The following is a 14384-nucleotide window of genomic DNA, read 5'->3' on the forward strand; positions in this document are numbered from 1 at the left end:
GGGCCCTGCTCGGCGCGGTGCGAGAAATTCACCAACCCCTGAGTTGACTACTCGTCGGTACCGCCTCGATTGCGGCACGATAGAAGGCGGACGGTGCAAAACCTGCACCTCCCACGAAGGAGCTGAAGTTGACCACCGAGTTCGCGCGCCACGATCTGGCCCAAAACTCAAGCAGCCCAAATGATTCCGATCGAGTACGGGTGATCCGCGAGGGTGTCGCGTCATATCTGCCCGATATCGACGCCGAGGAGACCTCGGAATGGCTGGAGTCGTTCGATGACCTGCTTGCCCGTTCGGGACCGGCCCGCGCACGCTATCTGATGCTGCGGCTGCTGGAGCGCGCCGGCGAGCAGCGCGTCGCGATCCCCGCGCTGACCTCCACCGACTACGTCAACACCATCCCCACCGAGCTGGAGCCCTGGTTCCCCGGCGACGAGGACGTCGAGCGCCGCTACCGCGCCTGGATCCGGTGGAACGCCGCGATCATGGTGCACCGCGCGCAGCGACCCGGCGTGGGCGTTGGCGGACACATCTCCACCTACGCCTCGTCGGCCGCGCTGTACGAGGTCGGCTTCAACCACTTCTTCCGCGGCAAGGCCCACCCGGGTGGCGGCGACCAGATCTTCATCCAGGGCCACGCCTCCCCTGGCATCTACGCCCGCGCCTTCCTCGAGGGCCGGCTCACCGCCGACCAACTCGACGGTTTCCGCCAGGAACACAGCCACCCCGGCGGCGGGTTGCCCTCCTACCCTCACCCGCGCCTCATGCCGGACTTCTGGGAGTTCCCCACGGTGTCGATGGGCCTGGGCCCGATGAACGCCATCTATCAGGCGCGGTTCAACCACTACCTGCACGACCGCGGCATCAAGGACACCTCCGATCAGCACGTCTGGGCGTTCCTGGGCGACGGCGAGATGGACGAGGCGGAAAGCCGCGGGCTGACCCACGTCGCGGCCCTGGAAGCACTCGATAACCTGACGTTCGTCATCAACTGCAACCTGCAGCGCCTCGATGGACCGGTACGCGGCAACGGCAAGATCATCCAGGAGTTGGAGTCCTTCTTCCGCGGCGCGGGCTGGAACGTCATCAAGGTGGTGTGGGGCCGCGAGTGGGATGCGCTGCTACACGCCGACAAGGACGGCGCGCTGGTGAACCTGATGAACACCACGCCCGACGGCGACTACCAGACCTACAAGGCCAACGACGGCGCCTATGTGCGCGACCACTTCTTCGGCCGCGACCCGCGGACCAAGGCGCTCGTGGCCGACATGAGCGACAGCGAGATCTGGAACCTCAAGCGCGGCGGCCACGACTACCGCAAGGTCTATGCCGCCTACCGCGCGGCGATGGAGCACAAGGGCCAGCCCACGGTGATCTTGGCCAAGACCATCAAGGGCTATTCGCTGGGCGCCCACTTCCAGGGCCGCAACGCCACGCACCAGATGAAAAAGCTTGCGCTCCAAGACCTTCGGGACTTCCGCGATGCCATCCGGATTCCGGTCTCCGACGCGCAGCTCGAGGAGAACCCCTACCTGCCGCCGTATTACCACCCCGGTCCGGAAGCCCCGGAGATCCGCTACCTCATCGACCGGCGCCGCGCGCTCGGCGGCTTCCTGCCCGAGCGGCGCACCAAGACCAAAGTGCTTCCCCTGCCGCCGCGCGATGTGTACAAGGCACTGAAGAAGGGGTCAGGACATCAGCAGGTGGCCACCACCATGGCCACAGTGCGCACGTTCAAAGAACTGTTGCGCGACAAGGAGATCGGCAAGCGGATCGTCCCGATCATTCCCGACGAGGCCCGCACCTTCGGCATGGACTCGTGGTTCCCGAGCCTGAAGATCTACAACCGCAACGGCCAGCTGTACACCGCTGTCGACGCCGAACTCATGCTGGCGTACAAGGAAAGCGAAATCGGCCAGATCCTGCACGAGGGCATCAACGAGGCCGGCTCGACGGCGTCGTTCACCGCCGTTGGCACCTCGTACTCCACCCACAACGAGCCGATGATCCCGGTCTACATCTTCTATTCGATGTTCGGGTTCCAGCGCACCGGCGACGGTTTGTGGGCGGCCGCCGATCAGATGGCCCGCGGTTTCGTGCTCGGCGCGACCGCCGGGCGCACCACCCTGACCGGTGAGGGGCTGCAGCACGCCGACGGTCACTCGCTGCTGCTGGCCGCGACCAATCCCGCTGTGGTGGCCTATGACCCGGCGTTCGCCTACGAGATCGCCTACATCGTGGAAAGCGGCCTGGCCCGCATGTACGGCGAGGACCCGGAGAACGTCTACTTCTACATCACCATCTACAACGAGCCCTACGCCCAGCCGCCGGAGCCGGAGAACTTCGACCCCGAGGGTCTGCTGCGCGGCATGTACCGCTACCGGGCGGCCGGCGAGAAGCGCACGAACGTCGCGCAGATCCTGGTCTCCGGCGTCGCGATGCCCGAGGCGCTGCGGGCCGCGGACATGCTGGCCGAGCGCTGGGACGTCGCCGCCGACGTGTGGTCGGTGACCAGCTGGGGCGAGCTCAACCGCGACGGCGTCGAGGTCGAGAAGGAACTGCTGCGCCACCCGGACCGGCCCGCGCGGACGCCGTACGTGACGCAGGTGCTCGCCGACACCGCAGGGCCGGTCGTGGCGGTGTCGGACTGGATGCGTGCGGTGCCCGAACAGATCCGCCCGTGGGTGCCCAATACCTACGTCACGCTCGGCACTGACGGGTTCGGCTTCTCCGACACCCGGCCCGCGGCGCGCCGGTACTTCAACACCGACGCCGAGTCCGTGGTGGTGGCAGTGCTCGAGGCGCTGGCCCGCGACGGGGAGATCGACCCGTCGGTGGCGATCGCCGCGGCCACGGAGTACCGGATCGACGACGTGTTGGCCGCCGAGGTCTCGTTCGTCGACACCGGCAGCGCATAGGCGCCTCCCCTGCCGCGAGTGGGGTGGGCGCGGTTTTGGTGGGAACATCCAGAAAAGCGGCGTAGCTTTTAGGGGTGAGTGACAACCCGCTCCTCGAGCCACTGCCACCCTCGGCTCTGGAGCTGCTCGAGAACGTGCCGGATTCGACGCTGCGCCGGCTCAAGCAGTACTCCGGCAGGCTGGCCACTCAGGCCGTTCAGGCCATGCACGAGCATCTGCCGTTCTTCGGCGAGCTGGAAGCCTCGCAGCGCGCCAGCGTCCAGTTGGTCCTGCAAACCGCGGTGGTGAACTTCGCCGAGTGGATCCGGAACCCGCTCAGCAATGTCGGCTACACCGCCGACGCGTTCGCCCTCGTCCCCCAGGATCTGACCCGCCGGATCGCGCTGGCCCAGACCGTCGACATGGTCCGGGTCAGCATGCAGTACTTCGAGGTGGCCGTGCCCGCACTGGGGCGCAACGACGAGCAGCGCATCGCGCTGTCGATCGGCATCCTGCGCTACAGCCGCGACCTCGCCTTCGCGGCGGCGGCGTCGTACGCCGACGCGGCCGAGGCACGCGGCTCCTGGGACAGCCGGATGGAGGCCAGCGTCGTCGACGCCGTCGTCCGCGGTGACACCGGACAGGAGCTGCTCTCCCGCGCCGCAGCGTTGAACTGGGACACCACCGCGCCGGCCACCGTCGTGGTCGGCACCCCACCGCCGGGTCGCGAGGAGCTCGCCAGCGAGGACGTCCGCGAGATCGCCGCGCGGCACAACCGGGCGGCCCTGGCCGACGTGCACGGCACCTGGCTCATCGGCATCATCTCCGGACCCCTCGGACCCACTGACAAGTTCTTCAACGACCTCATCAATGCGTTCTCCGACAGTCCGGTGGTGATCGGGCCGACCGCACCCATGCTGACCGCGGCCTATCACAGCGCCAGCGAAGCGATCTCGGGGATGAACGCCGTCGTCGGCTGGAGCGGTGCCCCGCGGCCGGTACTGGCCCGCGAGCTCCTTCCCGAACGCGCCCTGTTGGGCGACGCGACGGCCGTCGCAGCGCTGCACACCGAGATCATGCGTCCGCTGGCCGACGCGGGCCCGGCGCTCACGGAGACCCTCGACGCCTACCTCGACAGCGGCGGCGCAATTGAAGCTTGCGCCCGAAAACTGTTCGTTCATCCAAACACGGTGCGCTACCGACTCAAGCGAATCGCCGACTTCACCGGCCGGGATCCCACTCTGCCGCGCGATGCGTACGTTCTGCGAGTGGCGTCCTCAGTCGGCCGCCTCGGCTACCCTGCGCCCGCTCACACCACGGCAAACAGTTCTGTTGCCCAACTCACACCGCCCCTGATCGGAAGTGCCGGGAACGTCTGATAAGGGGAATAGATCGCGGCCAGGTATCGATGGAGTCGCATCACATGCACTTTTGTGGGACTCCCACAAAAACCTAAGACGAGGTTCATAATCTCTTACACCGTGCAAATCCGGTTTCACAATGTTTTCTTAATGAGTGCCGCATGAACCCGTGATCGCGTTGCTGGCGCCCGGACAGGGCTCCCAGACTCCCGGCATGCTCGAGCCATGGCTGGAGCTGCCCGGCGCCGCCGACCAGATCAAGATCTGGTCGGACATCGCCGGTCTGGATCTTGCCCGTTTGGGGACCACTGCATCTGCTGACGAGATCACCGACACCGCCGTCACCCAGCCGCTCGTGGTGGCAGCGACCCTGCTGGCCAACGTCGAGTTGACCAAGCGCGGCACACTCACTGGCCGCAAGACGGTCGTCGCCGGGCACTCCGTGGGTGAGATCGCGGCATACGCGATCGCCGGCGTCATCTCCGCCGACGACGCGGTCAAGCTGGCCGCCGTCCGCGGCGCCGAGATGGCCACGGCGTGCGCCACCGAGCCGACCGGCATGTCGGCGGTCCTGGGTGGTGACGAGGCTGAGGTGCTCGCCCGCCTGGAGTCACTGGACCTGATTCCCGCCAACCGCAACGCCGCGGGCCAGATCGTGGCCGCGGGAGCGGTCGCGGCGCTGGAGAAGCTGGCCGAGGATCCGCCGGCCAAGGCCCGGGTGCGCCAGCTGGCCACCGCAGGCGCCTTCCACACGCACTACATGGCATCGGCGCTCGATGGGTATGCGGCAGCTGCGGCCGGCGTTGCGACCAACGAGCCGACCACCACGCTGCTGAGCAACGCCGACGGTCAGCCGGTATCTTCTGCGGCAGACGCGATGGAGAAGCTCGTCGCGCAACTCACCCGCCCGGTGCGCTGGGATCTGTGCACCGAAACCATGCGGCAGCTCTTTGAGAATGCAGAGGGCTCAGCGATCGTCGAGTTCCCGCCAGCGGGCACTCTGGCCGGGATCGCCAAACGAGAACTTCGGGGAGTCGCCAACCGTGCGATCAAGACCCCCGCAGATCTGGACGGGATCACCGACCTGTAGGAGTCGGTGGCTGTCCAGGACAACCACATATCAAGCGTTCAACCAAGTAACACAACCGATTACGAAGGAGCCATTGTGGCCGCCAGTCAAGAAGAAATCATCGCCGGTCTCGCCGAGATCATCGAAGAGGTCACCGGCATCGAGCCGTCTGAGGTGACCCCCGAGAAGTCCTTCGTCGACGATCTGGACATCGACTCGCTGTCGATGGTGGAGATCGCCGTTCAGACCGAGGACAAGTACGGCGTGAAGATCCCCGACGAGGACCTGGCCGGTCTGCGCACCGTCGGTGACGTCGTCTCCTACATCCAGAAGCTCGAGGAAGAGAACCCCGAAGCCGCCGCCGCGCTGCGCGAGAAGTTTGCAGCAGAATGACGAGGCCTTCCACTGCTAACGGCGGTTTTCCATCCGTCGTGGTGACCGCCGTCGAGGCCACCACGGCTCTTGCTGCGGACATCGAGAGCACGTGGAAGGGCCTGCTGGCCGGCGATAGCGGTATCCGCGTACTCGAGGACGACTTCGTCACCAAGTGGGACCTGCCGGTGCGTATCGGTGGTCATCTCGTCGACAACATCGACGAGCACATGACCCGTATCGATATGCGGCGGATGTCCTACGTCCAGCGGATGTCGAAGCTGCTGGCGGGCCGGTTGTGGGAGACCGCGGGGAAACCCGAGGTCGACCCCGACCGGTTCGCGGTGGTCATCGGCACCGGTCTGGGTGGCGGCGAGAAAATCGTCGAGACCTACGACGCGATGAACGAGGGCGGGCCCCGCAAGGTGTCCCCGCTCGCCGTTCAGATGATCATGCCGAACGGCGCCGCCGCGGTTGCCGGTCTGGAGTTGGGCGCGCGCGCCGGGGTCATCACCCCGGTGTCCGCCTGCTCCTCCGGTTCCGAGGCGATCGCCCATGCGTGGCGTCAGATCGTCATGGGTGACGCCGATTTCGCCGTCTGTGGCGGCGTGGAAGGCGGCATCGAGGCACTGCCCATTGCGGCATTCTCGATGATGCGCGCCATGTCGACCCGCAACGACGACCCGGCCGGGGCCTCACGTCCGTTCGACAAGGACCGTGACGGCTTCGTGTTCGGTGAGGCCGGTGCGCTGATGATCATCGAAACCGAGGAGCATGCCCTGGCCCGCGGCGCCAAGCCGCTGGCTCGGGTGATGGGTGCCGGCATCACCTCAGATGCCTTCCACATGGTGGCTCCGGCGCCGGACGGCCTGCGGGCCGGCCAGGCGATGAAGCGGGCGATGGAGACGGCGGGCCTGTCCGCCAAGGACATCAGCCACGTCAACGCCCATGCCACGGCCACTCCGATCGGCGACACCGCTGAGGCCAACGCCCTGCGGGTGGCCGGCGTGGGGCACGCCGCGGTGTACGCGCCGAAGTCTGCCCTGGGCCACTCGATCGGTGCCGTCGGCGCGTTGGAGTCGATCCTCACCGTGCTGGCACTGCGTGACGGCGTCATTCCGCCGACACTGAACTACGAGACACCGGATCCGGAGATCGACCTGGATGTCGTTGCGGGAGAACCGCGTTACGGCGACTACCAGTACGCGATCAACAACTCGTTCGGATTCGGAGGACACAACGTCGCGATCGCCTTCGGGCGGTACTGACGCCGTTCCGGGGGGAAAGGACTAGCAGGAAGCAATGGCAGGGTTGACTCGTCTGTCAACGGGGAACGGATTCCCCGACGTGGTCGTCACGGGCATTGCCATGACGACCGCCCTGGCATCGGATGCCGACAGCACGTGGAAGAAGCTGTTGGACGGGCAGAGCGGTATCCGGCTCCTCAACGACGAGTTCGTCGAGAAGTACGACCTGCCGGTGCGTATCGGTGGGCATCTGGTCGAGGAGTTCGACGGCGAGCTGACTCGCGTCGAACTTCGTCGGCTGTCTTACCTGCAGAAGATGTCCACGGTCCTGAGCCGGCGGGTGTGGCAGAACGCCGGCTCCCCCGAGGTGGATCCCAAGCGGCTGATGGTGTCGATCGGCACCGGCATGGGCTCCACCGAGGAATTGGTCTTCGCCTATGACGGGATGCGCGCCAAGGGGCTGAAAGCTGTTTCGCCCCTTGCTGTTCAGATGTACATGCCCAACGCCGCCGCGGCGGCCGTCGGGCTGGAGCTCAAGGCCAGGGCCGGGGTCATCACTCCGGTCTCGGCGTGCGCCTCGGGCTCGGAAGGCATCGCGCAGGCTTGGCGACAGATCGTTCTCGGCGAAGCCGACATCGCGGTGTGCGGTGGCGTCGAGACCAGGATCGAGGCCGTGCCGATCGCAGGCTTCGCCCAGATGCGAATCGTCTTGTCCACCACCAACGACGACCCGGCCGGTGCATGCCGCCCGTTCGACAAAGACCGCAACGGGTTCGTCTTCGGTGAGGGCGGTGCGCTGTTGGTCATCGAGACCGAAGAGCACGCCAAGGCCCGCGGGGCGAACATCCTCGCCCGCATCATGGGGGCAGGAATCACCTCGGACGGGTACCACATCGTGGCGCCCGACCCGAACGGTGAGCAGGCGGGTCACGCGATCACGCGGGCAATCCAGCTCGCGGGTCTTGAACCCTCCGATATCGATCACATCAATGCCCATGCGACCGGGACCCAGGTGGGCGACGTCGCGGAAGGCAAGGCCATCAACAATGCGCTCGGCAATAACCGGCCGGCCGTCTACGCGCCGAAATCGGCGCTGGGCCACTCGGTGGGCGCTGTGGGAGCGGTGGAGTCGATCCTCACCGTGCTGGCGCTGCGGGACGGCGTCGTGCCGCCCACGCTCAACCTGCGCAACCTCGATCCGGAGATCGATCTGGACGTGGTGGCCGGCGAACCCCGGCCAGGCAACTACCAGTACGCGATCAACAACTCGTTCGGATTCGGTGGTCACAACGTCGCGATCGCCTTCGGGAAGTACTGAATTCCTCAGGACTCGAAGCATCCGCGCACATATGGAGGTTTAGATGACGATCATGGCCCCTGAGACGGTCGGCGAATCCCTCGACCCTCGCGACCCGCTGCTGCGGCTGTCCACGTTCTTCGACGACGGCAGCGTGCAGCTGCTGCACGAGCGTGACCGCTCCGGCGTGCTGGCCGCGGCCGGCAGCGTCAACGGTGTGCGCACGATCGCCTTCTGCACCGACGGCACCGTCATGGGTGGTGCCATGGGGGTGGAGGGCTGCCAGCACATCGTCAACGCCTACGACACCGCCATCGAGGAGCAGAGCCCGATCGTCGGCATCTGGCACTCCGGCGGCGCGCGGCTGGCCGAAGGGGTCAAGGCGCTGCACGCCGTGGGGCTGGTCTTCGAGGCCATGATCCGCGCATCGGGCTACATCCCGCAGATCTCGGTCGTGGTCGGCTTCGCCGCAGGCGGTGCCGCATATGGCCCGGCCCTGACCGACATCGTCATCATGGCCCAGGAGGGCCGGGTGTTCGTCACCGGGCCCGACGTGGTGCGCAGCGTGACCGGCGAGGACGTCGACATGGCCTCCCTCGGCGGGCCTGACACCCACCACAAGAAGTCCGGTGTGTGCCACATCGTCGCCGACTCCGAGCTCGACGCCTATGAGCGCGGCCGCCGGTTGGTCGGATTGTTCTCCCAGCAGGGTCATTTCGACCGCAGCAAGGCTGAGGCCGGGGATTCCGATCTGCACGCGCTGCTGCCGGAGTCCGCGCGCCGCGCCTACGACGTGCACCCGCTGGTCGAGGCACTGCTCGATGCGGACACCCCGTTCGAGGAATTCCAGGGCAAGTGGGCGCCGTCGATCGTCGTCGGCCTGGGTCGGCTGTCCGGGCGCACGGTGGGCGTCATCGCGAACAACCCGCTGCGTCTCGGCGGCTGCCTGAACTCCGAAAGTGCCGAGAAGTCAGCGCGTTTCGTGCGGCTGTGCGACGCCTTCGGCATTCCGCTGGTGGTCGTCGTCGACGTGCCCGGCTACCTGCCCGGCGTGGACCAGGAGTGGGGCGGCGTCGTGCGCCGCGGCGCAAAGCTGCTGCACGCCTTCGGTGAGGCCACCGTCCCGCGCGTCACGTTGGTGACGCGAAAGATCTACGGCGGGGCCTACATTGCGATGAACTCGCGGTCGCTGGGTGCCACCAAGGTGTTCGCCTGGCCGGACGCCGAGGTCGCCGTGATGGGCGCCAAGGCCGCGGTCGGCATCCTGCACAAGAAGAAGCTTGCTGCCGCGCCTGATCACGAACGTGAAGCGCTGCACGAGGAATTGGCCGCCGAACACGAGCGCATCGCGGGCGGCGTCGACAGCGCGGTGGAGATCGGCGTGGTCGACGAGAAGATCGACCCGGCGCACACTCGCAGCAAGCTGACGCAGGCGCTCGCCGAAGCCCCGGCCCGGCGCGGGCGGCACAAGAACATCCCGCTGTAATTCCTGCGGCGGTTCAGGCCCGGGCGAGGAGTTCCTCGGCCACGTCCAGCGCCCGTTGCCGGTCGGCCTCGACCAGTCCGATCCGCGTGCGCCGGTCGATGATGTCATCGGAGCTCAGCGCTCCTTCGTGCGTCACGGCGAACTCGAATTCCGCACGGGTGACGTCTATTCCGTCGGCCACCGGTTCGGTGGGCCGGCCGCACCGCGCCGACGCGATCACGTTGAGCGACTCGGCGCCGTAGCGGGCGACCAGCGAGCCCGGCAAATCGCTCGTCGTGCGCAGCGTGGCAACCGGATTGGCGGCCGCGCCGACCAGCGGCAGGTTCCGGGTGCGGCAGGGCTGGGCCGTCATCCCCCGGGCCGTCAGTGCACGGTCGAGGACATCCTCGGCCATATGCCGGTATTCGGTGAGCTTGCCGCCCACCACGCTGAACACGCCGTTGGACGATTCGATCACCGCGTGATCGCGGGACAGATCCGATGTCCTGCCCTGGCCCGTGTCGATCAATGGGCGCAACCCCGCGTATGCGCCCTTGACGTCGGCGGTCGTCAACGCGATTCCCAGTGCGGTGTTGACGGTGTCCAGCAGGAAGCCGATCTCGCCCGAAGTCGGTTCGGGGACATCGGGAATCGGCCCGGGCGCGTCCTCGTCGGTCAGTCCGAGATACACGCGGCCGAGTTGTTCGGGCATTGCGAACACGAACCTATTGATCTCTCCGGGAACCGGAATGGTGAGCGCCGCAGTGGGATTCCCGAACACAGCGGCATCGAACACCAGGTGCGTGCCCCGGCTCGGCCGCAACTTGATCGCGGTGTCCACCTCGCCGGCCCATACGCCCGTCGCGTTGATCACCGCGCGGGCGTTCACGTCCAGCGATTCACCGGTGAGCTCGTCGACCAACCGGACCGAGGTGCCGGTGGCCGACGCTGCGGACACCCGGGTGAGGATGCGCGCGCCGTGCTGCGCGGCGGTGCGAGCGACGGCTACTACCAGCCTGGCGTCGTCGATGAGTTGGCCGTCATAGGCCAGCAGGCCGCCGTCGAGGCCGTCACGACGTACCGTGGGCACCATCGCCAGCGCCTGCGGCACACCGACCCGCCGCGAACGCGGCAATGTCGACGACTTGGTGCCCGCCAGAATTCGCAGCGCGTCGCCGGCCACGAAACCTGTTCGGATCAAAGCACGTTGGCCGCGCCCCATCGATGGCAGCAGCGGAACCAGCTGCGGCATGGCGCTCACCAGATGCGGCGCGTTGCGGGTCATCAGGATGCCGCGCTCGATCGCGCTACGGCGTGCGATGCCGACATTGCCGGTGGCCAGATAGCGCAGGCCGCCGTGCACGAGCTTGGAGCTCCACCGGCTGGTGCCGAAAGCCAGGTCATGTTTCTCGACGAGCAGCACCGACAGACCGCGGCTCGCCGCGTCGAGCGCGATACCGGTCCCGGTGATACCTCCGCCGATAACGACGACGTCGACGCGGGCACCGTCACCGAGCTTGGTCAGGTCGGCGGTGCGGCGCGTGGCGCTGAGGGCAGTCAGGTCACTCATGGGGCGAGGTATCCATTCAGGGCGTGCGACAACTCGGCGCTCAAGGCGTCGGCGTCGAGGATGGGTTCGACGATATGGGCGGATTGGATCGCGGACTGGCCGATCAACAGCACCATTGCCGAGAGCTGGCGGACGTCGCCGGCCCGAACGCTGCCGTCGGCCTGCGCTTCCCGAAGCGCATCGACGAGCAGGTCGATGAGGATCTGCTGACTGGTGCCCAGCCGTCCGGCGATGTAGGTCATCGCCAAGTCCGGGGCAGATCGCAGTACAGAGGTGATCAGCTCGTCGTCGCGCAGGCGACGGGCCACCTCGACGATTCGCTCTACCAGTCCGGCACGGCCAGGCGCCCCGGTCGGGACGGCGCGCCAGGTGCCGGTGATCCGTTCGGTGAGTAGCGACGCGACGATCGTGCGGGTATCCGGCCAGCGGCGATACACCGTCGGACGGCTGACGCCGGCTCGTCGGGCGATCTCGGCCAGTGTCACGCGCTCGACCCCGAAGTCTCGGACACAGCTGGCCGCGGCGACCAGGATCCGGTCGCCGATATCCACCGATTCGTCGTTACTGATTGACAGCATCTGTAATACTGTAACGCATGAACGACGATGCCCGCACCCTGGTTCCCCCGATGGCCTGGAACGCCTGGGGCGACCCCGCGGCCGCCAAACCCCTCTCGGACGGCATCAAGACGCTGCTCGAACAGGCACTCGGCGTCACGGCGAGCGAGATCCCGGCCCCCGCCATCGATGACGTGCAGGTGCGCCCGTCGGCATTGCCAGACGCACACCGCGACGCGCTCGCCGAATTCGTCGGCGCCGACTACATCCGCACCGACGACCACGGCCGGCTGTTGTACGCGGGCGGTAAATCGACCCTGGACCTGTTGCGCCGCAAGCAAACTCATCAGGATGCTCCGGACGCGGTACTGCTGCCCGGCAGCGAGGACGAGATCGCGACGGTGCTTCGTTACTGCTCGCAGCACGGCATCGCGGTGGTGCCGTTCGGCGGCGGCACCAGCGTGGTCGGCGGTCTCGACCCGATCCGCGGCGGGTTCGCCGCCGTCATCTCCCTGGACCTGCGCCGTCTCGATGCGCTGCACTCGCTGGACGAGACGTCGATGCAGGCCGAACTGGGCGCCGGCGTCACCGGGCCGGACGCCGAAAGACTGCTCGGCGAGCACGGCTTCTCGCTCGGACACTTTCCGCAGAGCTTTCGGTTCGCCACCATCGGCGGGTACGCGGCCACCCGTTCCTCGGGACAGGACTCGGCGGGCTACGGCCGGTTCAACGACATGATCCGGGGACTGACGGTGGTGACCCCGGTCGGCGTCCTCGACCTCGGCCGCGCGCCGGAGACGGCCGCCGGACCTGATCTGCGCGAGCTGTTCTCCGGCTCCGAGGGCATCTTCGGTGTGATCACCAGGGTTCGCCTTCGGGTGCACCCGGTCCCGGAGACGACGTGCTACGAGGCGTGGTCGTTCCCCGACTTCGCCACCGGCGCGGCGGCGCTGCGCGCCGTCACCCAGATCGGCACCGGCCCGACCGTGCTGCGGTTGTCCGACGAGGCCGAGACCGGCGTGAACCTGGCCACCACCGGGAACATCGGCGAGCAGAGCATCACCGGTGGGTGCCTGGCGCTCACGTTGTTTGAAGGAAGCGCCGCACACACCGAGAGCCGGCACGCCGAAACCCGCGCCGTCCTGCAGGCCCAGGGTGGCACGTCGCTGGGCGAGGCGCCGGCACGGGCGTGGGAGCACGGCCGTTTCGACGCCCCGTACCTGCGGGACTCGCTGCTGGCCGCCGGGGCGTTGTGCGAGACGCTGGAGACCGCCACGACGTGGGCCAACCTGACAACGCTGAAAACCGCAGTCACCGAGGCGCTGACGTCGTCCCTCGCCGAAAGTGGCACACCTGCGTTGGTGATGTGCCACATTTCGCATGTGTATCCGACCGGTGCATCGCTCTACTTCACCGTGGTCGCGGGTCAGCGCGGCGACGTCGCCGAACAATGGCTGGCCGCCAAAGTCGCTGCCTCTGATGCTATTTCCCGTACCGGTGGAACGATCACCCACCACCACGCGGTCGGCGCCGATCACCGGCCCTGGATGGCCGCCGAGATCGGCGACCTGGGCGTGAAAGTGCTGCAGGCCGTCAAACAGGCAGTCGATCCGGCGGGAATCCTTAACCCGGGCAAGCTGATTCCATGATCTCCCGTGTCACGGTCCTGACGAACCCCAAATCGGGTCACGGGAATGCGCCGCACGCCGGGGAGCTGGCGGTGGCCCGCTTCCAGGAACTCGGGATCGACGTGACCGGGATCGTCGGACGCGACGCCGCCCATGCCCGCCAGCTGGTCGACGAGGCGCTGACCCGAGACACGGACGCGCTCGTGGTGATTGGCGGCGACGGGGTGATCCGTCTGGCCATTCAGGCTTTGGCGCGCAGTGATATTCCGCTCGGTATCGTGCCGGCCGGCACCGGCAACGACCACGCCCGCGAGTACCGGTTGCCGATGGCCGATCCGGTGGCGGCCGTCGACGTGATTGCGGCCGGGCACACCGAGACCGTCGACCTCGGGCACATCACTGGCGCCGACGGGTCCAGAACCTGGTTCGGGACGGTCGCCGCGACGGGGTTCGACTCACTGGTCAGCGATCGCGTGAACCGGATGAGCTGGCCGCATGGGCGGATGCGCTACAACGTCGCGCTGATCGCTGAGATCTCCCAGTTGCGACCCCTGCCATTCAGATTGGTGCTCGACGGTGAACGCGAAATCGTCACCGATCTGACGCTCGCCGCGTTCGGAAATACCCGCAGCTACGGCGGTGGCATGCTGATCACGCCCGGGGCCAACCACTGCGACGGACTGCTGGACATCACGATGGTGCACGCGTCGTCGCGCACCAAGTTGATTCGGTTGTTCCCCACCGTCTTCAAGGGCACGCACATCAACCTTGCGGAGGTCAGTACCGACCGTGCTCGCACGATCAGCGTCGACTCCCCCGGCATCAACGCCTACGCCGACGGCGACTACGTGTGCCCACTTCCCGCTGAGATCTCAGCGGTTCCCGGAGCGCTGAAAATCATTGTGCCGGAAAGGCTTTAGT

The 14384-nt window shown here is 67.2% G+C and carries 11 protein-coding genes; 9 read left to right on the forward strand and 2 right to left on the reverse strand.

Features of this window, described 5'->3' with window-relative positions:
• The first annotated feature begins 128 nt into the window (after positions 1 to 128).
• The 7 genes from aceE (at position 129) to AB431_RS19265 (ending at position 9729) form a co-directional block, all read left to right on the forward strand.
• A complete protein-coding gene (gene aceE, locus AB431_RS19235; RefSeq protein ID WP_047331273.1) occupies positions 129 to 2918 on the forward strand; it encodes a pyruvate dehydrogenase (acetyl-transferring), homodimeric type in 2790 nt (929 codons plus the stop codon).
• 74 nt (positions 2919 to 2992) lie between these two features.
• Complete coding sequence (locus AB431_RS19240; protein WP_047331274.1) at positions 2993 to 4276, forward strand: CdaR family transcriptional regulator; 1284 nt, start codon at positions 2993 to 2995, stop codon at positions 4274 to 4276.
• 151 nt (positions 4277 to 4427) lie between these two features.
• A complete protein-coding gene (locus AB431_RS19245) occupies positions 4428 to 5348 on the forward strand; it encodes an ACP S-malonyltransferase (protein WP_082135919.1) in 921 nt (306 codons plus the stop codon).
• Between the two features lie 75 nt (positions 5349 to 5423).
• Positions 5424 to 5720, forward strand: coding sequence for a meromycolate extension acyl carrier protein AcpM (acpM, locus tag AB431_RS19250; protein WP_047331275.1), 297 nt, complete (start codon positions 5424 to 5426; stop codon positions 5718 to 5720).
• Positions 5717 to 6967 carry a 3-oxoacyl-ACP synthase KasA gene (kasA, locus tag AB431_RS19255; RefSeq protein ID WP_047331276.1) on the forward strand — a complete coding sequence of 417 codons (1251 nt, stop codon included), beginning with the start codon at positions 5717 to 5719 and terminating at the stop codon, positions 6965 to 6967. Before acpM ends, kasA begins: the two co-directional genes overlap by 4 nt.
• Before the next feature lie 34 nt (positions 6968 to 7001).
• A complete protein-coding gene (gene kasB, locus AB431_RS19260) occupies positions 7002 to 8264 on the forward strand; it encodes a 3-oxoacyl-ACP synthase KasB (protein ID WP_047331277.1) in 1263 nt (420 codons plus the stop codon).
• Positions 8265 to 8307: 43 nt separating this feature from the next.
• A complete protein-coding gene (locus tag AB431_RS19265) occupies positions 8308 to 9729 on the forward strand; it encodes an acyl-CoA carboxylase subunit beta (RefSeq protein ID WP_047331278.1) in 1422 nt (473 codons plus the stop codon).
• 13 nt (positions 9730 to 9742) lie between these two features.
• On the opposite strand, the gene AB431_RS19270 is transcribed toward AB431_RS19265, so the two are convergent.
• On the reverse strand, positions 9743 to 11278 hold the full coding sequence (locus AB431_RS19270) for a glycerol-3-phosphate dehydrogenase/oxidase (protein WP_047331279.1): 1536 nt from the start codon (positions 11276 to 11278) through the stop codon (positions 9743 to 9745).
• Positions 11275 to 11856: a TetR/AcrR family transcriptional regulator gene (locus tag AB431_RS19275; RefSeq protein ID WP_047331280.1), complete on the reverse strand. Its 582-nt coding sequence runs from the start codon at positions 11854 to 11856 to the stop codon at positions 11275 to 11277. The genes AB431_RS19270 and AB431_RS19275 overlap by 4 nt, the downstream gene beginning before the upstream one ends.
• Positions 11857 to 11906: 50 nt before the next feature.
• On the opposite strand from AB431_RS19275, the gene AB431_RS19280 reads away from it, so the two are divergent.
• Together AB431_RS19280 and AB431_RS19285 are read left to right on the forward strand one after the other, a co-directional pair.
• Positions 11907 to 13484 (forward strand): FAD-binding oxidoreductase, encoded by a 1578-nt coding sequence (locus tag AB431_RS19280; protein ID WP_047333599.1) that lies wholly within the window; start codon positions 11907 to 11909, stop codon positions 13482 to 13484.
• Entirely contained in the window at positions 13481 to 14383 is a 903-nt protein-coding gene (locus tag AB431_RS19285) for a diacylglycerol kinase (RefSeq protein WP_047331281.1), read from the forward strand. The genes AB431_RS19280 and AB431_RS19285 overlap by 4 nt, the downstream gene beginning before the upstream one ends.
• Position 14384: the final 1 nt, after the last annotated feature.

Source organism: Mycobacterium sp. EPa45, from assembly GCF_001021385.1.
In the GTDB taxonomy this organism is placed as follows: domain Bacteria; phylum Actinomycetota; class Actinomycetes; order Mycobacteriales; family Mycobacteriaceae; genus Mycobacterium.

Bases quoted from the DNA above. Each gene is read 5' to 3' on its own strand.
- kasB (WP_047331277.1), top strand. From the start codon at position 7,002: ATGGCAGGGTTGACTCGTCTGTCAACGGGGAACGGATTCCCCGACGTG.
- kasA (WP_047331276.1), top strand. From the start codon at position 5,717: ATGACGAGGCCTTCCACTGCTAACGGCGGTTTTCCATCCGTCGTGGTG.
- AB431_RS19265 (WP_047331278.1), top strand. From the start codon at position 8,308: ATGACGATCATGGCCCCTGAGACGGTCGGCGAATCCCTCGACCCTCGC.
- AB431_RS19275 (WP_047331280.1), bottom strand. From the start codon at position 11,856: ATGCTGTCAATCAGTAACGACGAATCGGTGGATATCGGCGACCGGATC.
- AB431_RS19270 (WP_047331279.1), bottom strand. From the start codon at position 11,278: ATGAGTGACCTGACTGCCCTCAGCGCCACGCGCCGCACCGCCGACCTG.
- AB431_RS19280 (WP_047333599.1), top strand. From the start codon at position 11,907: ATGGCCTGGAACGCCTGGGGCGACCCCGCGGCCGCCAAACCCCTCTCG.
- AB431_RS19285 (WP_047331281.1), top strand. From the start codon at position 13,481: ATGATCTCCCGTGTCACGGTCCTGACGAACCCCAAATCGGGTCACGGG.